This window comes from Rahnella bonaserana, from assembly GCF_019049675.1.
Classification (GTDB): Bacteria; Pseudomonadota; Gammaproteobacteria; order Enterobacterales; family Enterobacteriaceae; genus Rahnella; species Rahnella bonaserana.
Genome location: NZ_JAFMOW010000067.1, coordinates 75,499 through 98,872, shown reverse-complemented (window position 1 = coordinate 98,872; position 23,374 = coordinate 75,499). Strand labels below are relative to the sequence as shown.

17 protein-coding genes are annotated in these 23,374 nt (G+C 52.5%); 6 read left to right on the top strand and 11 right to left on the bottom strand.

What is annotated here, in order from left to right:
• The first annotated feature begins 109 nt into the window (after positions 1 to 109).
• On the top strand, positions 110 to 931 hold the full coding sequence (gene djlA, locus J1778_RS19975; protein ID WP_217174644.1) for a co-chaperone DjlA: 822 nt from the start codon (positions 110 to 112) through the stop codon (positions 929 to 931).
• A 77-nt stretch (positions 932 to 1,008) separates the two neighbouring features.
• Here the strand turns inward: djlA and rluA are convergent, their stop codons facing one another.
• The 3 genes from rluA to J1778_RS19960 form a co-directional block, all read right to left on the bottom strand.
• Positions 1,009 to 1,710, bottom strand: a complete 702-nt coding sequence (gene rluA / locus J1778_RS19970; protein WP_217174643.1) for a bifunctional tRNA pseudouridine(32) synthase/23S rRNA pseudouridine(746) synthase RluA — start codon at positions 1,708 to 1,710, stop codon at positions 1,009 to 1,011.
• 66 nt (positions 1,711 to 1,776) lie between these two features.
• Positions 1,777 to 4,674: an RNA polymerase-associated protein RapA gene (gene rapA, locus J1778_RS19965; protein ID WP_217174642.1), complete on the bottom strand. Its 2,898-nt coding sequence runs from the start codon at positions 4,672 to 4,674 to the stop codon at positions 1,777 to 1,779.
• A gap of 209 nt (positions 4,675 to 4,883) precedes the next feature.
• Entirely contained in the window at positions 4,884 to 7,289 is a 2,406-nt protein-coding gene (locus J1778_RS19960) for a DNA polymerase II (RefSeq protein ID WP_217174926.1), read from the bottom strand.
• Positions 7,290 to 7,532: 243 nt separating this feature from the next.
• Here J1778_RS19960 and J1778_RS19955 point away from each other — a divergent pair, with 243 nt between their 5' ends.
• Complete coding sequence (locus J1778_RS19955; RefSeq protein ID WP_217174641.1) at positions 7,533 to 8,300, top strand: DedA family protein; 768 nt, start codon at positions 7,533 to 7,535, stop codon at positions 8,298 to 8,300.
• Here J1778_RS19955 and thiQ read toward each other — a convergent pair.
• From thiQ to sgrR, 4 genes are all read right to left on the bottom strand, one after another.
• On the bottom strand, positions 8,290 to 9,030 hold the full coding sequence (gene thiQ / locus J1778_RS19950; RefSeq protein ID WP_217174640.1) for a thiamine ABC transporter ATP-binding protein ThiQ: 741 nt from the start codon (positions 9,028 to 9,030) through the stop codon (positions 8,290 to 8,292). The genes J1778_RS19955 and thiQ overlap by 11 nt on opposite strands.
• Positions 9,014 to 10,624: a thiamine/thiamine pyrophosphate ABC transporter permease ThiP gene (gene thiP / locus J1778_RS19945; RefSeq protein WP_217174639.1), complete on the bottom strand. Its 1,611-nt coding sequence runs from the start codon at positions 10,622 to 10,624 to the stop codon at positions 9,014 to 9,016. Before thiP ends, thiQ begins: the two co-directional genes overlap by 17 nt.
• On the bottom strand, positions 10,600 to 11,583 hold the full coding sequence (gene thiB, locus J1778_RS19940; protein WP_217174638.1) for a thiamine ABC transporter substrate binding subunit: 984 nt from the start codon (positions 11,581 to 11,583) through the stop codon (positions 10,600 to 10,602). Before thiB ends, thiP begins: the two co-directional genes overlap by 25 nt.
• A 334-nt stretch (positions 11,584 to 11,917) precedes the next feature.
• Complete coding sequence (gene sgrR, locus J1778_RS19935; protein ID WP_217174637.1) at positions 11,918 to 13,579, bottom strand: HTH-type transcriptional regulator SgrR; 1,662 nt, start codon at positions 13,577 to 13,579, stop codon at positions 11,918 to 11,920.
• Between the two features lie 101 nt (positions 13,580 to 13,680).
• Here sgrR and sgrT point away from each other — a divergent pair, with 101 nt between their 5' ends.
• From sgrT to J1778_RS19920, 3 genes are all read left to right on the top strand, one after another.
• Entirely contained in the window at positions 13,681 to 13,866 is a 186-nt protein-coding gene (gene sgrT, locus J1778_RS19930) for a glucose uptake inhibitor SgrT (RefSeq protein ID WP_120132485.1), read from the top strand.
• Positions 13,867 to 14,122: 256 nt separating this feature from the next.
• Positions 14,123 to 15,286 (top strand): MFS transporter, encoded by a 1,164-nt coding sequence (locus J1778_RS19925; RefSeq protein ID WP_217174636.1) that lies wholly within the window; start codon positions 14,123 to 14,125, stop codon positions 15,284 to 15,286.
• Positions 15,287 to 16,104: 818 nt separating this feature from the next.
• Positions 16,105 to 16,794: a hypothetical protein gene (locus J1778_RS19920; RefSeq protein WP_217174635.1), complete on the top strand. Its 690-nt coding sequence runs from the start codon at positions 16,105 to 16,107 to the stop codon at positions 16,792 to 16,794.
• 86 nt (positions 16,795 to 16,880) lie between these two features.
• Here the strand turns inward: J1778_RS19920 and leuD are convergent, their stop codons facing one another.
• From leuD to leuA, 4 genes are read right to left on the bottom strand one after another with little or no spacing between them, the layout of a single operon-like run.
• Complete coding sequence (gene leuD / locus J1778_RS19915) at positions 16,881 to 17,483, bottom strand: 3-isopropylmalate dehydratase small subunit (RefSeq protein ID WP_217174634.1); 603 nt, start codon at positions 17,481 to 17,483, stop codon at positions 16,881 to 16,883.
• 10 nt (positions 17,484 to 17,493) lie between these two features.
• Positions 17,494 to 18,894 carry a 3-isopropylmalate dehydratase large subunit gene (leuC, locus tag J1778_RS19910; RefSeq protein ID WP_217174633.1) on the bottom strand — a complete coding sequence of 467 codons (1,401 nt, stop codon included), beginning with the start codon at positions 18,892 to 18,894 and terminating at the stop codon, positions 17,494 to 17,496.
• A gap of 1 nt (position 18,895) precedes the next feature.
• The gene (leuB, locus tag J1778_RS19905) at positions 18,896 to 19,987 is read right to left on the bottom strand and encodes a 3-isopropylmalate dehydrogenase (protein ID WP_217174632.1); all 1,092 of its coding nucleotides are present in this window, start codon (positions 19,985 to 19,987) and stop codon (positions 18,896 to 18,898) included.
• Positions 19,988 to 19,989: 2 nt separating this feature from the next.
• Positions 19,990 to 21,579, bottom strand: a complete 1,590-nt coding sequence (gene leuA, locus J1778_RS19900; RefSeq protein ID WP_217174631.1) for a 2-isopropylmalate synthase — start codon at positions 21,577 to 21,579, stop codon at positions 19,990 to 19,992.
• A 754-nt stretch (positions 21,580 to 22,333) separates the two neighbouring features.
• Here leuA and leuO point away from each other — a divergent pair.
• Positions 22,334 to 23,281, top strand: coding sequence for a transcriptional regulator LeuO (leuO, locus tag J1778_RS19890; protein WP_217174630.1), 948 nt, complete (start codon positions 22,334 to 22,336; stop codon positions 23,279 to 23,281).
• The last annotated feature ends 93 nt before the right edge of the window (positions 23,282 to 23,374 follow it).

Genomic DNA, 23,374 nt, shown 5'->3' with positions numbered 1-23,374 from the left:
TGCGCTAGTGTTAAATCCCACCTGTTACGTTGCTGCCGTTAGGCACAACGATAAATGCCGGTTATGATAAAGCAATTTTTAAGCGACGGCATGGCGAATTGAGGAGTATATGCAGTATTGGGGAAAACTGCTCGGACTTATCCTTGGCTTATGGTCAGGTTTAGGGTTCTGGGGAATTGTTGCAGGGCTGGTGATAGGGCATATGTTTGATACCGCGCGTTCCGCGAAACGCCGGGGATATTTTGCCGATCAGCAGACACGTCAAACCATTTTTTTCCGCACCACCTTTGAGGTGATGGGGAATCTGACTAAATCAAAAGGCAGAGTTACCGAAGCAGATATTCAGATCGCCAGTCTTTACATGGAACGTATGCAACTGCATGGCGAGCAACGTGAAGCCGCGCAACGCGCCTTCCGCGATGGCAAAGAAGCCGATTACCCTTTGCGGGAAAAAATGCGTGAATTGCGTAGTGCGTGTTTTGGTCGTTTTGATCTGATACGGACTTTTCTGGAAATTCAGATCCAGGCCGCATATGCCGACGGTTCATTGCATCCTAACGAACGCGAAGTGCTGTATGTGATTGCCGAAGAGCTGGGTATTTCACGGATGCAGTTCGATCAGTTCCTGCGCATGATGGAAGGCGGTCAGCAGTTTGGCGGCCATCAGCAGGGCGGGCGTTCCTACGGCGGCGGTTATCACCAGACGCAGCAAGGCCCGACGCTGGCGGATGCCTGTAAAGTGCTGGGTGTGAATGCCACCGACGACGCGACGACCATCAAGCGTGCCTATCGCAAACTGATGGGCGAGCATCATCCTGACAAACTGGTGGCGAAAGGTTTGCCACCTGAAATGATGGAAATGGCTAAGGAAAAAGCGCAGGCGATCCAGGCGGCGTATGACCTGATCAAGCGCGAAAAAGGCTTTAAATAAGTTTCTTTGGCTCGCTGCAAAACTAAAAGGCGCTGAATCAGCGCCTTTTTTTTCACTCTTTTTCACTCTGATGGATATCAGAAGTCCGGCTCGCAATTAAACACCTGCGGCACATCCGTTATCGGATGATAAAAAGATAATTCCTGCGCATGCAGTTGCAAACGGTCTGCCGCCGCCAGCGCCTGCGGATGGGCATAGAATTTATCCCCCAGAATCGGATGCCCCAGCGCCAGAAGGTGCACGCGCAGCTGATGAGAACGTCCGGTGATTGGCCGCAGTTTCACCCGCGTGGTGCCGTCATCATCCCATGACATCACTTCGTATTGCGTCAGCGCCTTTTTACCGGTTTCATGGCAGACCTTCTGCTTTGGCCGGTTGGGATAATCGCAAATCAGCGGTAAATCAATAATGCCGTAATCTTCTTCAACCCGTCCCCAGACCCGCGCGATGTACACTTTCTTGGTTTCACGCTCGCGGAACTGACGTTTTAGTTCGCGCTCGGCGTCCTTGGTCAGCGCCACCACAATCACACCGCTGGTCGACATATCCAGACGATGGACCGACTCGGCTTCTGGGAATTCCTGCTGAATCCGGGTCATCAGGCTGTCCTGATGCTCGGCCAGTTTGCCGGGTACCGAAAGCAGCCCGCTCGGTTTATTGACCACCATGATGTGCTCATCCTGAAAAATCACCTGTAACCAGGGATCGGTCGGCGGATTGTAATTCTCCAGCGGCCGGGTTTTGGAAGGCTCAGGGATTGTCGGTTGATGTTCGCTCATAGCGGTTTCAGTCTGCTTTCGGGTTGAAATAAAGAAGGGATGCAGACCGGCTGCATCCCGTCGGGCTTACTGGTGGCTGACCACCACCAGGCGGATAGCATCCAGACGCCAGCTGGCATCGTTCAGATTCGCCAGTACCTGCTTCCGGTTAGAGTCTACCGATTCCAGTTCGTCATCACGAATGTTCGGGTTCACTTCCTTCAGCGCTTTCAGGCGATCCAGCTCTTTGGTCAGTTGCTCGTCGGCTTCAACTTTCGCCGCTTCAATCAGCGCGCGCGCCTGCTCAGCAATTTCCGCTTCTGCCTGTTGCAGCATCGCGTGAACGTCCTGCTGCACCGCATTCACCAGCTTGCTGGAGTTATGACGGTTGATGGCGTTCAGCTGGCGGTTAAAGCTCTCAAATTCGACCTGAGCCGCCAGATTGGTGCCTTTGCGATCCATCAGCATACGCACCGGCGTCGGTGGCAGGAAGCGGGTCAGTTGCAGATGTTTTGGCGCCTGACATTCCACCACGTAAACCAGTTCAGCCAGCAGTGTACCGACCGGCAGCGCTTTGTTTTTCAGGATCGATACCGCACAGCTGCCGGTATCGCCGGACAGGATCAAGTCCAGACCGTTACGCACGATCGGATGTTCCCAGCTGATAAACTGCGCATCTTCACGGGACAGTGCCTGTTCACGATCGAAAGTCACGGTACAACCGTCTTCCGGCAGCCCCGGGAAATCCGGTACCAGCATGTGATCTGACGGTGTCAGTACGATCAAATTGTCGCTGCGATCTTCCTGATTAATGCCGACGATATCGAACAGATTCAGCGCAAAGTTAACCAGATTAACGTCGTTATCCTGCTCGCCGATTTCCTTCGCCAGTTGCTGAGCACGTTCGCCACCGTTGGAATGCATCTCCAGCAGGCGGTCACGGCCATTTTCCAGCTTCTCTTTCAGCGCGTCATGTTCTGCACGGCATTTAAGAATAAACTCGTCCAGACCTGTCTGTTCGGCAGGGATCGCCAGGAAGGCAATCAACTGCTCATACGCGCTGTCGTAAATGGTACGGCCCGTCGGACAGGTATGTTCGAACGCGTCCAGACCTTCATGGAACCAGCGAACCAGCACCGACTGTGCGGTCTGTTCGAGGTAAGGCACCATGATGTCGATATTATTTTGCTGACCGATACGATCCAGACGACCAATACGCTGTTCCAGCAGATCCGGGTTAAACGGCAAGTCGAACATCACCATTTTGCTGGCGAACTGGAAGTTACGGCCTTCGGAGCCGATTTCAGAACACAACAGAACCTGTGCGCCTTCTTCCTGAGAAGCAAAATAGGCGGCAGCGCGGTCACGTTCAATGATCGACAATCCTTCGTGGAACACGGCGGCGCGGATCGCTTCGCGCTCACGCAGAACCTGTTCCAGCTGCAGTGCGGTCGCCGCTTTGGCGCAGATCACCAGCACTTTCTCGTCGCGGTTGGCGGTCAGATAACCGAGCAGCCATTCGACGCGCGGATCAAAGTTCCACCAGGTGGCGTTCTCGCCTTCGAACTCCTGATAAATCTGCTCCGGGTACAGCATGTCGTGCGCACGGGCTTCGGCAGTTTTCTTCGCGCCCATAATGCCTGAGACTTTAATCGCAGTCTGATACTGAGTGGGCAGCGGCAGTTTCACCGCGTGCAGATGACGCTCCGGGAAACCTTTCACGCCGTTACGGGTGTTACGGAACAATACGCGGCTGGTGCCGTGACGATCCATCAGCATGGAAACCAGCTGCTTCGCTGCCGCTTCATCGCCTTTATTGGCGGCGGTCAGCAGGGCATCGGTATCGGCGTTGCCCACGCTTTCACCAAGCAATGCCAACGCTTCCGGCGTCAGTGGTTCTTTGTTGAGTAACAGCGTGACGGCATCAGCCACCGGCTGATACTGCTGCTGTTCTTCGATGAATTCTTCGTAATCGTGGAAACGATCCGGATCCAGCAGGCGCAGACGCGCAAAGTGACTTTCCTGACCCAGTTGTTCCGGCGTCGCCGTCAGCAGCAGGACGCTGGGGATTTGCTGGGAAAGCTGCTCGATGACCTGATATTCACGGCTCGGCGCATCTTCGCTCCACACCAGATGGTGCGCTTCGTCGACCACCAGCATGTCCCAGGCCGCATCAGAAAGCTGCTCAAGACGGGATTTATTGCGGCGCACGAAATCAAGTGAACAGATCACCAGCTGTTCAGTTTCAAACGGATTGGTCGCTTCATGCACCGATTCAGCGTAGCGGTCGTCATCAAACAGGGAGAAACGCAGGTTGAAGCGGCGCAGCATTTCCACCAGCCACTGGTGTTGCAGGGTTTCCGGCACCACGATCAGCACGCGTTCGGCACGGCCAGACAGCAGTTGCTGATGAATAATCATGCCGGCTTCAATGGTTTTACCCAGACCCACTTCATCGGCCAGTAACACGCGCGGCGCGTGACGCTGGCCGACTTCGTAAGCAATGTGCAACTGATGCGGGATCAGGCTGGCGCGCATACCGCGCAGGCCGCCGAATTCCAGACGGAACTGCTCGCGCTGATATTTACGGGCGCGGAAACGCAGGGCGAAGCGATCCATACGGTCAATCTGACCGGCAAACAGACGGTCCTGCGGCTTACTGAACGTCAGCTTGCTGTCGAGCAGCACTTCACGCATCGCGACGCCGGTTTCTTCGGTATCCAGACGGGTACCGATGTAAGTCAGCAGGCCTTTATCTTCTAAGACTTCTTCGACCTGTAACTGCCAGCCTTCATGACTGCTGATGGTGTCACCGGGATTGAACATCACGCGGGTGATCGGGGAATCATTTCGGGCATACAAACGGTTTTCACCGGTGGCGGGGAAAAGCAAAGTAACCATGCGCACATCCAGTGCTACTACGGTCCCTAATCCTAATTCGCTTTCCGTATCGCTTATCCAGCGTTGACCCAATGTAAACGGCATAATCTCTCTCTGTGTTGTTTGCTCGGTATACGACGACTGCGCAATGCTTGTTCAGCCCGTGAACTTTCTCGGGCAATAGTTTTCTTTCCCCGCCGGATGGCGCGGAGTAGTTCGCTGTGTGAGGATGTTTCAGAAATGGGAAAGGGCGCTATGGTAATGGAAGGTAAGCCTTTCGTCACCTGCGAATCAGAGAGCAATGCTTTTTTTGCTTAGAATAATCCCATCTGACCTGTAATCAGTGTAGCAAAGTCGTCATGCAGGAAAGGCAAAATACCGTCGGCAACCGGCTCCAGCTGACGTTCGATGTAATGATCGTAATCGATGGGAGACTGGCGGTTCTCCAGAGGTTCAGGCCCGGACGTGGTCATCACGTAACTTATCCAGCCACCGTTCTGGTACTGTTTTGCGCGCCCGTGCTGAACATTATAGTCATCCGCCAGCCTTGCGGCGCGAACATGTGGCGGCACGTTTTTTTCGTAATCACTCAGTTTGCGGCGCAGGCGTTTGCGGTACACCAGCTTGTCATCAAATTCGCCGCCAAGCGTGCGCGCCACATAATCGCGAACATAATCCTGATACGGCTGCCGGTGGAAAATGCGCTGATACAGTTCCTGCTGAAACTCCTGCGCCAGCTTCGTCCAGTCGGTGCGTACGGTTTCCAGTCCTTTATAAACGATGTGCTCGCCATCGGCGTCGTTCACCAGCCCGGCATAGCGTTTTTTGCTGCCGGTTTCCGAGCCACGAATGGTTGGCATCAGAAAGCGCTGGTAGTGAGTTTCAAATTCCAGTTCCAGCGCACTCTCCAGCCCGTATTCCTGCTGCAGATGGGCTTTCCACCAGACATTGACCTGTTCCACCAGATGACGGCCAATGACATTGGCGTCTTCCTGTGAATGGGCTTTATTGAGCCAGACAAAGGTGGAATCGGTGTCACCGTAAATCACCTGATAGCCTTCAGCCTCAATCAGTTCACGGGTCTGGCGCATAATGTCGTGTCCGCGCAGCGTAATAGAAGACGCCAGGCGTGGATCAAAGAACCGGCAGCCGCTGGAACCGAGGACGCCATAAAAGGCGTTCATGATGATTTTCAGCGCCTGCGAGAGCGGTTTGTTTTTCTGCTTTTTAGCTTCCTCACGCCCCATCCAGATCTGGCGGACGATCTCCGGCAGACAATGTTTTTCTCTCGAGAAACGGGCGTTACGATAGCCCGGTACGGAATGTGCGTCGTCCGGTTGTTGCAGTCCGGCAACCAGTCCGACCGGGTCGATCAGAAAGGTGCGGATAATCGACGGGTACAGACTTTTGTAATCGAGCACCAGCACCGAATCATACAAACCGGGGCGCGAGTCCATCACAAAGCCGCCGGGGCTCATTTCGCCCTGTAATTCGCCCAGATTGGGCGCGACATAACCGGCGCGGTGCATGCGTGGTAAATAAAGATGGGTGAATGCTGCCACGGAACCGCCGCTGCGATCTACCGCCAGACCTGTGACCGAGGCACGTTCCAGCAAAAACGGCATCAGCTCGGTTTTGGCAAAAATACGCGTCACCAGCTCGCAGTCTTTCAGGTTATAACGTGCCAGCATCGGTTTATCTTCGCGAAAACGCTGCTCGATTTCGGCCAGCCGCTGATAAGGATTGTCGCTGGCTTTGCCTTCGCCTAATAAACTTTGCGAGACGAATTCCAGGCTGAACGAGTTGAAGTTCCAGAATGCGGATTTCAGTGCTTCAATGCCGTCAATGATCAGACGACCGGCGGCTGCCGCGAAAAAATGTCCCTGTTTGAACCCGTGCTCGCGCCATTCGAGTTCACCGCCGCCACGCCCGAATTTCAGCGGGATTTTGTAGCGGTCAGCATGTTTCTGTAAAACCCGCAGGTCAAACTGCACCACGCTCCAGCCGATAATCGCGTCGGGATCGTAAGTTTCCAGCCATTCATTGAGCTTTTCCAGCAATTGCGGACGGCTGTCGACGTAGACCAGGTTGAAATCGAACTGAGCATCAGGATCGCCGTTGGGCGGTCCTAGCATATAAACGTGGCGCTGCCCGCAGCCTTCAAGCCCGATGCTATACAACTCGCCGTTGCCGCTGGTTTCGATATCCAGAGAACACAGTTTGAGCGGTGGCCGGTAGTCCTCTGCCGGTTTCATTTTGGTGTCCAGCAACAGCTTGTCCGGCCCCGTTTTACCGCTGAACCAGACCGGCGCGGTGATATAACGCTCCATCAGGAAGCGTTCCGGCGGGCGGATATCCGCTTCGAAAACATTGACGCCATTTTCTTTCAGGAGTTTTTCAATCCGCATTAACTGCCGGTGTTGCGGGCAATAAAGCCCAAGGACGGCGCGGGAATGAAAATCCTGCAACGGCAACGGCCGCAGACTGATATTTTTTTCATCGGCGAGAATACGCTCCGCCGCCGCACGCTGTTCGGCGGGAATAAACGCCACCGATTCCTGCATGGGCAGGCGCACTTTTTGCGGGCCGTCGTCTGTCGCCAGCCATAAATCCACCTCCGTACCCCGCGGCGTGTCGCGCCAGTGACGGGTCAGCACAAATCCCTGACGCGGCGCCGTGTCAGTGGTTCGGGCAGAAGCAGGTACGGATTTTGCGTTAATAAGCGCCTCGGAACAGATGAAATAAAAGATGAAATGCGAAGACAGAGTATGGTTATTTATACAGTCTTTGTCTACGCCTCAGGTTTCTGCCAAATACGCATACAATTACTCGGTTGACTGTGATAGTTCATGCGCTGACAATTCAGCCGCTTGATGTATTTACTACAATGAGAATGCAGAAAACTCACACTTGTCTCATTTATCTGCGCAATTGGCGCAGGCGTAACTGAATTCTGGGAATTTATGGAAGCCTATCTACAACATCTGGTCGCTCAGTCGGTGGGCTTCGCATTAATTATCGTCGCTGTGGTGGCTTTCTTCGAGTCGCTGGCGCTGGTCGGGCTGATCCTGCCCGGTACCGTAATGATGGCGACGCTTGGCACGCTGATCGGCAGTGGTCAGGTCGGGTTATACGAAGCGTGGCTGGCGGCGGGTATCGGGTGTTTCCTGGGAGACTGGGCCTCGTATTTCATTGGCCGGGGTTTCAAGGAACCGCTGCACCGATGGCGTTTCCTCAGGCGTTATCAGTCATTGCTGGATAAAACCGGCCACGCACTTGATCGACACAGTTTTGCCACCGTGATTATCGGGCGTTTTATCGGCCCGACGCGTCCGCTGGTACCTATGGTGGCGGGAATGCTGAACCTGCCGCCTTATAAATTTGCACCGCCGAATATCATCGGTTGCATCACATGGCCGCCGGTGTATTTCCTGCCGGGCATTCTGGCGGGCGTTGCGATTGATATTCCGGCCAGCCACAACAGTTCAGTCTTCAAATGGATGCTTTTTGCCGCCGTAGTGCTGATCTGGCTGAGTGTCTGGTTACTATGGCGCTGGTTCCGTTCGGGCAAAGCTTCGCCTGATGCGATGACTAAATGGTTGCCTCTGCCACGTCTGCGCGTCGTTTGTGTGCTGAGCCTGATCGCAACAGTAGTGAGTCTGGTCATGCTGAGCAAACAGCCAATGATGCCGGTTTACGGTCATCTGCTGTGGAAAGTGATCACCCGCTGATTTCAGGCAGACTCTCTGAAACGTCTGGTTTTGAAACGGTTATCCCTAATACTCTGGCCTCCGGCGCGCTGCCGTCGGCCAGTGCCTGCGTAGGCCCGTCGTAGAAAATCCGGCCATCAACAACCAGTAGCGTGCGTGGTGCAATCCGCGCCGCGTCGTCCAGATTATGCGACACCATCAGCAACGTGAGATTACGCTGCCCGCACACTTTATCCAGCAAACTCAGCATCTCACTACGCAGTGCCGGATCGAGTGCCGAAAATGGTTCGTCGAGCAACAGGATTGGCTGGCTGCGTAACAGGCAGCGCGCCAGAGCCACACGCTGGCGCTGGCCGCCGGAAAGCTGCGACGGTAAGCGATCCAGACAGTCTGCCAGCCCGACTTGTCGGGCGATGTCCTCCAGTTCGCGCTTCTGTTGCGCGCTGAGTTTCAGCCCCGGATGTAACCCCAGCCCCATGTTCTGACGCACCGTCAGATGCGAGAACAGGTTGTTTTCCTGAAACAGCATCGACACCGGACGTTTTGCCGGTGGCGTCATACTGTGATCGGCGCCGTTGAGCAGGATCTGCCCGCTGACCGGAGCCAGAAAACCGGCGACCAGGCTGAGCAGGGTACTTTTACCTGCGCCGCTCGGACCGAGAATTGCCACGCGTTCACCGGCTTCGATCTGCAAATCGAAGCGCATTGGCAGGTGTTCGTACAGGTACGTCAGTTTATTCAGCGTCAGCATGGCGGCCCGGTAATTTCTCAATCAGGGTGAATAACAGGAAGCATAACATCAGCAATAACAGCGCCGTCACCGCACCGTCCTGGCTGCGATAAGAACCGATCTGCTGATACAGATAAAAAGGTAAGGTGCGGAAATTCTCGTTGCCGAACAAAGCAATCACGCCGAAATCACCCAGCGACAGCACGCAGGCAAACGCCAGCGCCTGTGCGATCGGGCGTTTCAGTGCGCTGAGTTCCACCCAGCGCAGTCGCTGCCAGCCGTGCATATCCAGTGAAAGGCATAGCGGTGTGTAACGTTCTGCCACGTCGCGCATCGGGTTATCCAGCACTTTTAAGGCATAAGGTACAGCCATCAGCGCATTGGTCATGATCACCAGCGGCCATGGCGATTGTGGCAAACCGGTGGTGTCGCCAAGCAGCAGGAAAAAGCCGGTTGCCAGCACAATGCCCGGCATCGCGAGGATCAGCATACCGCTCATATCCATCGCCTGCGCCCAGCCGTTTCGCTGGCGTAGACGCAGCTCGCGACTGCTCCACAACAGCATCATGGTCAGCAGGACACACACTATCCCGCTGCCCAGCGCGATACGCACGGATGTCCATAATGCCTGCCAGAGGACGGGTTGTTGTAAAACACCGACCGCTGCCCGGTTGATACCGTCAGCCATCACCGCGAGTAACGGCGGGAGAATCAGCAACAATGCCAGACCCACCAGCACGCTATCGGTAATGCGCCTCAGCAGAGAATCATCGGGATTTCGCCAGCGCTGTGCATGCGTCTGCCCGACCGGCAGCGCCTGACTGAGTTTCTGGCTGAGCAACACCAGCGTCAGACAACAAAACAGCTGAATGAGTGCCAGCGTGGCCGCGCGGCTTAAATCATAGTCGTAACTCAGCGCCTGATAGATCGCCAGTTCAATGGTGGTGGCCTGCGGACCGCCGCCCAGCGAAAGCACCGTGGCGAAGCTGGCGAAGCACAACATAAAGATCAACGAGGCGGCAGGGAAAATCTGCCGGCGAATCGCAGGCCATTCAACAAAGCGGAATTGCTGCCAGGCATTCATCCCAAGCTGCGCAGCCAGCTGTCGCTGCTCGACGGCGATATTTTCCAGCGCCTGTAATAAGAGCCGGGCTGCCAGCGGCAGATTGAAAAAGACGTGGGCCAGTAAAATGCCCTGTAAACCATAAGGCGAGAAACGGTAATCCACGCCCAGCCAGCCGCAAATCTGCGCCAGCCAGCCCTGTCGTCCGTAGACGCTGAGAATGCCAAATACCGCCACCAGAACCGGCAATACCAGCGTCATGGCGCATAAACGTAATAACAGCTGACGGCCGGGGAAGCGGCGGCGGAACAGCGCACGGGCCAGTAAAATGGCGGGCAGCACCGAGCAAATCGCTGAAAGCAACGCCTGCCAGAAGGTAAAGCGGATCACATGCCAGAGATAGGGATCCTGCCACAGCGAAGCGCCGCTCATCTGTGGCGCGTGACGCCACAGAGAGCCTAACGCCAGCGCCGCCACCAGCAACATCACCAGTGAAGCGATGGCGCCCGGCCACAGCCAGCGCGGGATCAATGGCTGACGGCGCTCTGCCATGCCTGGATCCATTGTGAACGGTGAGTGGCGACATCCTGTGCGCTGTATTGCAGAGATTTAGCCGGGATCGTCAGCTGTTTAAAGGCGTCAGGCAGCGGCGTATTAATCACCGGATACATCCAGTTGCCGGCCGGGATCACTTTCTGGAAATCTTCCGTAGTAACGAATTTCATGAACTCTTCGGCCAGTTTCGGTTGCTGGCTGTTCGCCAGCTGACCCGCCACTTCGACCTGCATGTAATGGCCTTCGGTGAAATCTGCTGCCGCGTAGTTATCTTTCTTTTCTTCCACGATGTGGTAAGCCGGAGACGTGGTGTAGCTCAGCACCAGATCGCTTTCACCTTTGAGGAATAACCCGTAGGCCTCGCTCCAGCCTTTGGTGACGGTGACGGTTTTCTTCGCCAGTTTTTCCCACGCTTGCGGTGCTTTATCACCATAGACTTTCTGCATCCACAGCATCAGACCCAGACCCGGCGTACTGGTGCGCGGATCCTCGTAAATCACTTTCCATTTCTGGTCGCTGTTGATCAGTTCATCAAGACTTTTTGGCGGGTTCTTCAGTTTGTTTTTGTCGTAGACGAACGCGAAATAACCGTAATCGTAAGGCACGAAAGTGGTGTTGTCCCAGCCGCCAGGCACCGTCAGTCTGGCATCAGTTTTAGGCGCTTTGGTGAATAACCCGGTTTGTTCAGCCGCCTGCAACAGGTTGTTGTCCAGCCCGAGAACGACATCGGCTTTGCTGTTTTTGCCTTCCATCCGCAGACGGTTAAGCAAAGAGACACCGTCTTCCAGCGCAACGTATTTCAGTTCGCAGCCGCATCGGGCTTCAAAGGCTTTTTTGATCGCCGGCCCGGGACCCCAGTCGGCAGAGAAAGAATCGTAGGTATAAACCGTCAGAACAGGTTTTGCAGCCAGTGCAGGTGCAGAAAGTAACAGCAGGCAGGACAATAATTTTTTCAACTTTGCGCTCCAAAAAAATGAAAGGGCAAAGGATTTTGAGTAAGCATCGCGCAGTCTCAAATCCCTCCGCCGGTATAAACCGGATCAGGTTCGACGGGTTTCAAATCTCAGCCTTTTAAACTTGCAGTGCGTGTGTTGATCGGGCGTCGTGCAGTGCTCGAAATGCTCACGTACTTTGGTACGCTCCGCTTTCTGTGCGCTGGACTTCACCCGCTGAACACGCGCTCGCGGCGTTTAAAGATCGAGTTCATTCTTCTTGAAAAAGAACGCACTCTGGCACCCCGTTGAGAACGGATGTCATTCTAGAGATTAACGGCGCGATGCGATAGTCCGATTAACTGTCCGGCGGCGCAAACCAGGCGGATTTGAAGTCGAACCAGCCGAGGGTGTTCATGCGTACGCCGCGCATACTGCGCTGCCCCTGCAACACCAGCCAGTGATGGAACAGCGGATGGATCTGATGGCTGACCGTTTGTTTCTGACTCCATTTGGCGATGGATAAATTCCCCGCGTGCCACTGCGCGGCGTCATCTTCCATCTTTTCACTAAAGCAGTGTTTCGCCAGCGGCAATTCGTAGAAATGCGCGAACAATGAAAATTCCAGCGGCAGGGTAAAGTTGGCGCTGCCGAGCCACAGATCACTTTTGGCGTCGCCGCGGTGCCAGACAGCATAATCCACGACCTGAATAATCAGCTCAATGCTTTCCGCCGCCAGCAGCGGCTGCAGCGCATTGCAGATCGCCTGATGCTCGGAATGCTCGCCGTAAAAAGTCAGTGTCACCTGCCTCAGGTTTTGCGGTTTGGCCGGCCGCGGTTGTGGCGCTTTATGGTGCCAGCGTGGCAGCAGACCGTAGGCCGGAGACCAGTAGCGCTGATAAATCGGTTCTGCATTATTCAGCAGGGCGATGGGATTAAGTAAATCGCACAGCCACTGGCGGGTTTCCCCGGATTGTCCGACCGGCGAACGCTGGTCAAATAACAGGAAATAGCAGCCTTCTTCGAGACGACTTTCCAGCTCGCTTTTGCCGGATTCATCGGCCTGAAGCTGTACGCCGGAATGCACCAGTTCTTCACTCAGTTCCGGCAACACCCAGATATTCACTTCGTCAATCAATGCCCGGAAGCCAAAATAATCGTCAAAGGCGCGGATACGCAGCTGTGTTTTCAGATTACGCACCACGGCGTAAGGGCCGGTGCCGACAGGATGGCGGGCGAAATCGGGCAGCGACTGCCACTCCTGTGGCAGGATCATCGCGTGAATATTGCCAAACAGCCACGGCAGCCAGCGATCGGGTTCATTCAGGTAGATATCAATAACATTTGGCGTAGGTGTCGTGACTGACTTCAGGTTACTGAACAGCGGATGCGTTTTGAGCCGGGTGAAGGTGGCAATGATATCCGCCATCTCCAGTTCACGTCCGTGATGAAAATGAATGGCAGGGCGCAGATAAAAACGCCATTGCAACGGCGAAATTTCCTGCCAGTGATGGGCTAAATCGCCTTCGACTTCCCCTTTTTCCTCATTTATGCGCGTCAGGCCGCTGAAAATTTGCCGGGCAATATGGGTTTCTGAGCGGCGCAACATGGTGCCGGGCAGCAGATTAACCAGCGGACGGTAATACAACACACGCAGGATATGCTTACCCTGACGGAAGCTGCGGCCAAGCTGGGATAAGAGCATCTGGCGCACCAGGTTTTTGTCGCCAACCAGTTGTACCAGCTGATCAATGCGATCCTGCTCCAGCAGCTCTTCAGCGCGCTGTTGCTGGAGTGCGAGGCCGGTATACAGAAATTTCAGCGTGGAACGTTTGCCGCGTCCGGCTTCCGCATCCCATGTCAGCCAGCCCTGTTCCTGCATGGTGTTGAGCAACGAGCGCATGTGCCGGCGTGAGCAACTCAGAACTTCCGAGAGCGCCTGTAGCGTTGTTTCGGTTTCTTCACCGTGACAGCTTTGCCACAGGCGGATGAACTGTTGTTGCAAACGGGACGAGGACATAAAAGAGGAACTCCGGGGCGATTTTCATCAATTTATCTTTCCTCATATTACGCTGATACTGTTTCTCAACGAAAGCCTGTTGTGAATCACCGGAGGTCAGCATGAAACGCAGTCTGAACGCCCGTTTCTACCAGCGTTACTTCGAAGCCATTAAAAGGAACGCCTCTAAAAATCATGCAGACTGGCTGTCCTGGGTTCCGGTGCAATACCGTCTGGATATTCTGTCCCGTCTGACACAGTGGGACATGGAAACGCTGGACGACGAGCAATACCGCCGGCAACTGTGACTTCAGGTCTGACTACATTCGATTTTCTGAGTAATGGTGTATTGTCACCAGCCAGTGAGGAAACTCACTGGTTTTTTTATTCGTATACCCTTTACATTTCGAGCCGCAGACGCGTTGGCCGCTCTTACTCACCCGAATCACAGACCTGTGTCAGCTCATCGGGATTCGTACGCTTGCCGCCTTTCTGCAACTCGAACTGTTTTGGGTATACACTGTATGTTGTGCTGTAAGACATTCATTTCTCAGGGACGACGTCATGCCAAAACCTCGTTTTAATCGTATTTATGTCACCTTTCTGGTGGTCTCCTTGCTGTGCGGCGTGGCGGGGGCATTGCAGGCGCCGACGCTGAGTCTGTTTCTGACTAATGAAGTGAAAGTCCGGCCGCTGTGGGTCGGGTTCTTCTATACCGTTAATGCCATCGCCGGGATCGCCATCAGCTTTCTGCTGGCAAACCGTTCCGATAACAAAGGTGACCGGCGAAAATTGCTGATGTTCTGCTGTCTGATGGCACTCGGTAACAGCCTGGTCTTTGCCTTTAGCCGCGATTATCTGGTGCTGATCACCGTTGGCGTGCTGCTGGCGGCAATTGGCAATGCGTCAATGCCGCAGCTGTTTGCGCTGGCGCGTGAACATGCGGATCGCTCCGCCAGTGAAGTGGTGATGTTCAGCTCGATGATGCGTGCGATGCTCTCGCTGGCCTGGGTGCTCGGCCCGCCACTGTCGTTTATGCTGGCGCTGAATTACGGCTTTACCCCGATGTACCTGAGTGCCGCCGCAGTGTTTGTCGGCAGCATTCTGATGATCCTCTTTTTCCTGCCTTCGGTGCCGCGCCTTGAACAGCCGGTGGACGAAAAAGTGGTGCCGGTTAGCGCCTGGCGCAACAAAGATGTGCGGCTGTTGTTCTTTTCCTCCCTGCTGATGTGGACCTGCAATATCATGTATGTCATTGATATGCCGCTTTACATCACCAGCGATCTAGACCTGCCGGAAGGGCTGGCTGGGCTGCTGATGGGAACAGCTGCCGGGCTGGAAATCCCGGCGATGTTGCTGGCGGGTTATCTGGTCAAACGTACCGGCAAACGTAAACTGATGCTGTATGCCGTGGCGAGTGGTGTGATTTTCTATGCCGGACTGGTGGCGTTTCAGTTCAAAGCTGCACTGATGATCCTGCAACTGTTCAATGCGATTTTCATCGGCATCGTGGCGGGGATCGGCATGCTGTATTTTCAGGATCTGATGCCGGGAAGGGCGGGTTCAGCGACGACGTTATTCACCAACAGCATTTCCACCGGTGTGATTTGCGCGGGTTTGTTGCAGGGCTTTATTGTGGAAAACTTCGGCCATTATCCTGTCTACTGGGCAGCAACCGGGCTGGCGGTAGTGGCGCTCGGGCTGATGTATAAAGTGAAAGATGTTTAAATGCCGCAAGGTTAATGAGTGATTTATTCGCTCTTTAACCTATTTAACTGAATAATATATTCCGTTTTTTGCTTGTGCTGGTAACGTCTTAGTTATTTTGAAATGTCTGTATTTATCCTCGAAAACGTAATGTTTTAAGTGCTACACATCCTTCTAGCCTGTATGGCTAATGAAAAGTATTTTCTATAACATAGTCTTTCTTAACGCTCTTATGCAGGGCATTAAATATGATTCCAGTTGTACTTATCAGGAAAACATATAAATCATTTATTGATAATCAAAAAAATCTGAGGACTGCTGTATTGAGTTATGCCTGACGTGGCTGGGCGATTTATTAAAAGAAAGGCCGGTACAACAAACGGGTGGCTGGTTTTCCGGCTGGCTTTGCGGTGGGTTCTCTCCGCCACTGACACCTGATAAAAAAGCCTTAATCCCCCTCTGATACTGCAAAGCTGAGGCTATTGCTTGAACCATCATACCGGCGGCACGAGAGCAATCTGATGAGCTGCAAGGAGAGCCTGCAGGATCGGAAACGTCATGCGGAATACGATCAGTTCTTTGTTAATTATAAAAAATTTTGTCAGGCTGAAATGCCGTTACGCTACAGTGCTTAAGAATGTTTATTTCTCGCTCCTAATTTAGGATTGATTAAAATATCATCTTCTTATCCTATGTGGGATATCACTAAATATATTAATAAACTATACAAGGAGGTAGTGCCATTATTAGAATTTATAATTACCAGGAATAATTAACGAAAAGTGGCGGTTTTACGCGCAGCACCGGCAGTTGAATAAAAACATTGGAAGTTTTTTAATATGATTAATATTATTTCTATAGAAAAAAATTATGCTTCGTTTCTTGCTGAGCAACAAGCTAAGGGATGTTGTTTTGGTTTTTGTCTGACCTGGCTGGGAGACATTATAAAAGAACGGCCATTACAGCACTCCGGCCGCTGGTTGTCCGGATGGTTTTCATCCGTACCGTCTGCTGATAAAAAAGCTCTGTTACCTGCAAAAGCTGCCCGTCAACGTCTGCTTTTCGAACGGGCGATGAGGAAGCAAAAAAACTATGTCAGACGTTATGAGGAGAATCACTTAGACAGCTTTGATGCGTTAACTTATGACGAAGTCACGGTGAACTATAAAAATGCGCGTCAGCAGGCAAAAGAAAAAATAACCGGTATTCCGGGGCTGCATTACTCGCTGAGTGAGCGAAGTGATTTTATGTCATTTAAGGGGATGGAGTCTTACAGAGATAAAAAAACCATCTCAGGCGTGGTCATTTTATTCCGTTTCACAAAAGGAGAGGGCAAAGCGGCATTCCATGCCGTCGCTGCATTTCGTCATAGTGAGTTCGAGGCTTTTTTCCTCGATCCTAACTTCGGTTTATTTAAGACAGTTTCAAAATATCCCATGCTGGAAATTACTCAGTTCTTATCAGGGAAGTACAGGAATGTTTTGCCTCTAAGTGAGATAACCATCTCAAGACGCTTGCAGATAGCATGAGTCTGTCAGGAGAAAAGAGACTTGCCATGCGCAAAAAAGCGGGAGGATTTCCCGCTTTTGCTTTTTCTTCGCAGGCCAGTAAATAATTAGCGCATAAAGGCAGGCTGATTTTTCTCGTAGCTGGAGATGTTTCCTTCGTGCTGTAACGTCAGGCCGATGCTGTCCAGACCATTGATCATACAGTGACGACGGAAGCTGTCGATCACAAACGGATAGCTTTTGTCGCCAGCTTTCACGGTCTGCGCTTCCAGATCTACTTCAAACTGAATGCCTTCGTTATCTTTCACCAGTTCGAACAGTTCGTCGATTTCCGCTTCGCTCAGCGTGATCGGCAGCAACTGATTGTTGAACGAGTTGCCGTAGAAGATATCGGCGAAGCTCGGCGCGATTACAGCATGGAAGCCGTAATCGGTCAGTGCCCAGGGCGCATGTTCACGTGAAGAGCCGCAACCGAAGTTTTCGCGTGCCAGTAAAATGCTCGCGCCTTTATAACGCGGTTTGTTCAGCACGAAATCAGGATTGGGTACCTGACCTGCATCGTCCAGAAAACGCCAGTCGTTAAACAGGTGCTGACCGAAACCGGTGCGGGTCACTTTCTGCAAAAACTGTTTCGGGATAATGGCATCGGTATCGACGTTAGCTGCATCCAGCGGAACCACCAGACCGATGTGTTGGGTAAATTTAGCCATGGTGTTTTCCTCAGTTCAGTTCACGGATATCAGCGAAACGGCCGGTAACCGCAGCCGCAGCCGCCATCGCCGGGCTGACCAGATGCGTACGGCCGCCACGACCCTGACGGCCTTCGAAGTTACGGTTACTGGTGGACGCGCAACGCTCGCCGGGTTCCAGACGGTCATTGTTCATTGCCAGACACATTGAGCAGCCTGGCAGACGCCATTCGAAACCAGCTTCAATGAAGATCTTATCCAGACCTTCTTCTTCCGCCTGCGCTTTTACCGGACCGGAACCTGGCACGACAATCGCCTGTACGCCGGTCGCGACCTTACGGCCTTTAGCAATGGCTGCCGCTGCACGCAAATCTTCGATACGGGAGTTGGTGCAGGAACCGATGAAGACTTTATCGATCGCCACGTCGGTCATTTTAATGCCCGGTTGCAGATCCATATACGCCAGCGCTTTTTCAGCGGATGCACGCTCTACCGGATCGGCAAAGGAGGCCGGATTCGGGATGGTCTGGTTCACCGCCATCACCTGACCTGGATTGGTGCCCCAGGTAACCTGTGGTGCGATTTCAGACGCGTCCAGTGTGACAATGCTGTCAAACTTCGCGCCATCTTCCGTTTTCAGGGTCTTCCAGTACTCAACTGCCGCATCCCAGTTCTGGTCTTTCGGCGCGAACTGACGGCCTTTCAGATAGGCAAACGTGGTTTCGTCCGGCGCAACCAGACCGGCTTTCGCGCCCATTTCGATCGCCATGTTGCACAGGGTCATACGACCTTCCATGCTCAGCGCCTCGATGGCTTTACCGCAGAATTCTACAACGTGACCGGTACCGCCAGCGCTGCCGGTTTTACCGATGATCGCCAGAACGATATCTTTCGCCGTGATGCCGACAGGTGCATCGCCAGTCACTTCGATTTTCATGGTTTTGGCACGGCCCTGTTTCAGGGTTTGCGTCGCCAGAACGTGTTCCACTTCTGATGTACCGATACCGAAGGCCAGTGAACCAAACGCACCGTGCGTGGCAGTATGGGAATCGCCGCACACAATGGTCATGCCCGGCAAGGTCATGCCCTGCTCAGGGCCGATAACGTGAACGATGCCCTGATACGGGTGGTTCAGGTCATACAACTGCACGCCGAATTCCGCACAGTTTTTAATTAATTCCTGCATCTGGATGCGCGCCATTTCGCCGCTCGCATTGATGTCTTTGGTTTGTGTGGACACGTTGTGGTCCATCGTCGCAAAGGTTTTACCCGGCTGGCGCACCTGACGGCCCATCGCGCGCAGGCCGTCGAACGCCTGCGGAGATGTCACTTCGTGAACCAGGTGGCGATCGATGTATAACAATGGCGTTTCGTTTTGTGCTTCATAAACGACATGCGCATCAAACAATTTCTGATACAGAGTTTTGGCCATGTTATGCCCCTTCTTTCACAAAGCGGGCAATGATATCGCCCATTTCACTGGTACCCAGTGCCTGCTGACCGTTAGCCAAATCACCCGTACGGTGGCCGGCTTCCAGTGCTTTATTGACAGCCTGCTCGATGGCATTGGCCGCATCATCCGCACCCAGGCTGTAACGCAGTAACAGCGCGGCAGACAGGATTTGTGCAATCGGGTTAGCGATGTTTTTACCGGCGATATCCGGCGCTGAGCCACCCGCAGGTTCGAACAACCCAAATGCCTGCTCGTTCATACTGGCAGAAGGCAGCATGCCCATCGAGCCGGTGATCATCGCGCATTCATCGGACAGGATGTCGCCGAACAGGTTTGAACACAGCAGTACGTCAAACTGGGACGGGTCTTTAATCAGCTGCATAGTCGCATTATCGATATACATGTGGCTCAGGCTGACATCCGGATAATCTTTGGCGATTTCGTTAACCACTTCGCGCCACATGATGGAGGTCTGCAGCACGTTCGCTTTATCGATGGAGGTCACTTTGCTGCGGCGTTTGCGCGCAGATTCAAAGGCGATGCGGGCGATACGCTCAATCTCAAAGCGGTAATACACTTCGGTATCAAACGCTTTCTCATGCATACCCTGACCTTCGCGGCCTTTAGGCTGACCGAAGTAAATACCCCCCGTCAGTTCGCGCACACACAGAATATCGAAACCTTTTGCGGCGATGTCGGCACGCAGCGGGCAGAATTCTTCCAGACCCTGATACAGACGGGCAGGGCGCAGGTTGCTGAACAGTTTGAAATGTTTGCGCAGTGGCAATAATGCGCCGCGCTCAGGTTGATCGTTTGGCGGCAAATGTTCCCATTTCGGGCCACCGACGGAACCGAACAAAATCGCATCAGCTTGTTCGCAACCGGCGACGGTCGCTTCCGGCAACGGGCTGCCGTGTTTGTCGATGGCTGCGCCACCCACATCGTATTCGCTGGTGGTGATCTTCAGACCAAAACGCTGACGTACTGCGTCCAGAACTTTATATGCCTGGGCCATAACTTCCGGGCCAATTCCGTCTCCGGGTAAGACGGCAATATGATGGGTCTTGCTCATGTTCACACCGTTTCCTGATTATTTTGAATGTTGTTGTGTTGCTGACCTGCGTGCTGCAAACGTTGTTTTTCAATCTCAACTTGTTTGCTGCGCCAGATGTTATTCAGTACGTGCACCATCGCTTTTGCGGAGGATTCCACAATGTCCGTCGCCAGACCGACACCATGGAAACGGCGGCCATTGAAGGAGACGACCACGTCAACCTGACCCAGTGCATCGCGGCCCTGGCCTTTGGCGCTCAGCTGGTATTTCACCAGTTCAATCTGATAACCGGTGATGCGGTTGATGGCCTGATATACGGCATCAACCGGACCGTTGCCGGTGGCGGCTTCGGTGATGATTTCTTCGCCGCAGGACAGATTGACTGACGCAGTGGCGGTAATTTTGGAACCGGACTGCACGCTGAAGTTATCCAGACGGTAGAATTCAGGCTCTTCCTGCTGCTTGTTAATGAAGACCAGTGCTTCTAAATCGTAGTCGAAAACCTGGCCTTTCTTGTCGGCCAGCTTCAGGAAAGCGGCATACAGATGGTCCAGATTGTAATCGGCTTCTTTGTAGCCCATTTCTTCCATACGATGCTTAACGGCAGCACGACCGGAGCGGGAAGTCAGGTTCAACTGAACCTGATTCAGCCCGATGGATTCCGGGGTCATGATTTCGTAGTTTTCGCGGTTTTTCAGCACGCCGTCCTGATGGATACCAGAGGAGTGCGCGAAGGCGTTAGAACCGACAATCGCCTTGTTGCCCGGGATCGGCATGTTGGTTATCTGGCTGACAATCTGGCTGGTGCGGTAGATTTCTTTGTGATTGATGTTGGTGTGAACGTTCATGTAGTCGCTGCGGGTGCGGATCGCCATGATCACTTCTTCCAGCGCAGTATTACCGGCACGTTCGCCGATACCGTTCAGTGTGCCCTCAACCTGACGCGCACCGGCCTGAATGGCGGCGATGGAGTTACCGACCGCCATGCCCAGATCGTCGTGGCAGTGAACGGAAATAATGGCTTTATCAATGTTAGGCACGCGTTCATACAGGTTGGTGATAATGCCACCGAACTGAACCGGCGTGGTGTACCCAACGGTGTCTGGAATATTAATGGTGGTCGCGCCGGCTTTGATGGCAGCTTCTACAACGCGGCACAAGTTATCCAGCGGGGTACGTCCTGCATCTTCGCAGGAGAATTCGACGTCGTCGGTGTAATTACGGGCGCGTTTCACGGAGTGAGTTGCCATCTCCAGCACCTGATCAAATGAACGCTTCAGTTTGGATTCAATGTGCAGGGTAGAGGTGGCCAGGAAGACGTGGATGCGGAAAGCTTCTGCTACGCGTAACGCTTCGGCTGCCGCGTCGATATCACCATCTACGCAACGGGCCAGACCACAAACACGGCTGTTTTTAATCTGGCGGGCAATGGTTTGTACAGACTCGAAATCGCCGGGAGAGGAGACCGGGAAACCGACTTCCATCACGTCAACGCCCATCCTTTCCAGCGCCATTGCAATTTGAATCTTCTCTTTAACACTCAGGCTGGCCTGTAACGCCTGTTCACCGTCACGCAGCGTGGTATCGAAAATAATGACTTGCTCGCTCATGGGTTGTTCCTTGTCTGCTTTTATTTTCGCGCCCTGCGGAGAGATAAAAAAAAACCCGCGCATCGGCGCGGGTTTATTGTCTGTGGAGGTTGAAATCAGTTCTGATTTTCGCCCACTGGCTTACCGCGCAAATTTTCTGCGTTGAGTAGTAGGCCTAGGAGACGGGTGATCATGAACATGTGTTTTCAGCTTCTCGTAATTGGGTGGTCAGAACGGACATCGTTCAAACAGTGCCTAAAGTGATACGGGAATGTGTGTGGTATGTCAACCTTCACAATGTGGAAATTCCAGTAAATTTAAAAAATGATAATTCATCTCATTTAGCATTAAACACTAGTTTACCAAATGTATCTGGAACGAAGGATTTGTTCATTCAGGCGGCAGTAAAGAGAAAAAAAAAGTCCATAAATGGACATTAATTTTTCGACTCATCAGTAATAATCTATTTAATACAACTGGTTAGAGGTAGTTTAGTGCAGCTTAACTTATTATTCATTTTCAGCATGTTGTTTCTATAAACATTTTATTGTTCTATATCATCAGTTTTGCCAAGACGAAAAGAAGATAGCATTTATCTTTCTGATTATTGGAAATGAAAGTCGATTTCTTTCTGAAATTAGAACGCATTAATCTACTTAATTTATCTGTCGGTTTTTCTGTATGCCCGAATTCATTTCGGTGACATTTTTAATAAAACAAATAATTAAAGATAATCAGCCTTAAACAGGTTTAGGTATCTTGAATAGGAAATGAAATGTCCGATCTGACTACTGACAATCAAACTAAACCTGCTGAAGCGGAAACACATCTTCGCAATGTTGATTTGAATTTGTTAACGGTATTTGATGCCGTTATGCAATTACAAAATATTACGCGCGCAGCTAATATGCTGGGGATGTCCCAACCGGCGGTGAGTAACGCTGTCGCCCGTTTAAAAATCATGTTCAATGATGATTTGTTTGTCCGCTTTGGCCGTGGGATCCAGCCTACAATGCGCGCGCGCCAGTTATTTGGCCCTATCCGCCAGGCTCTGCAGTTGGTGATGAACGAGCTCCCGGGAGCGGGTTTCGATCCTAACGTGAGTATTCGTGAATTCAATGTGGCGATTTGCAGCCCGCTGGATAAGCGTCTGACTTCGCAGGTACTGAATGCAGTCGAAACTTTATCGACGGATGTCAGTATTAAATTGCAAACCATTGTGAATGACAATATAGAGCATCAGCTACGTTATCAGAATATTGAATTCATGATCAGTTATCGTAAGTTTGACCGCCCGGATTTTTGTAATCAGGCGTTATTTAATGATGAACTGGTTCTGGTTGCAGCACAAAAACATCCGCGGATCAGTCCGCATATGTCAGATGAGAAATATCTGAAAGAAAAACACGCAGTCATGATGCTTGACCGTTTTTATTCATTCAGTTCACCCTATTATGATGACCCTGAATTGCATTCGCAGATTGCTTATCAGGGAACGGATCTTTCCAGCGTAATGGAAATCGTGTCGAAAACAGAGATGGTCGCGCTGGTGCCGCGCTGGATGGCGCAATCGAGTGCCGGAATATTAAATCTGTCCGTTATCCCGTTACCCTGGATGAAGAACAACCTGACTTGTTATCTGTCATGGCATGAATCTTCCAGTAAAGATAAAGGCAATATGTGGATGAAGTCGTTATTAAGCCAATGCATTCTTTCTTTATAGCGTGTGACTCTGATACATCCCATTTTTACTGTGTTTCCTCCCACAGTAAAAATGGCTGGTTATAGTTTTTTTTGTGGTTTTTTATCCTGCCTG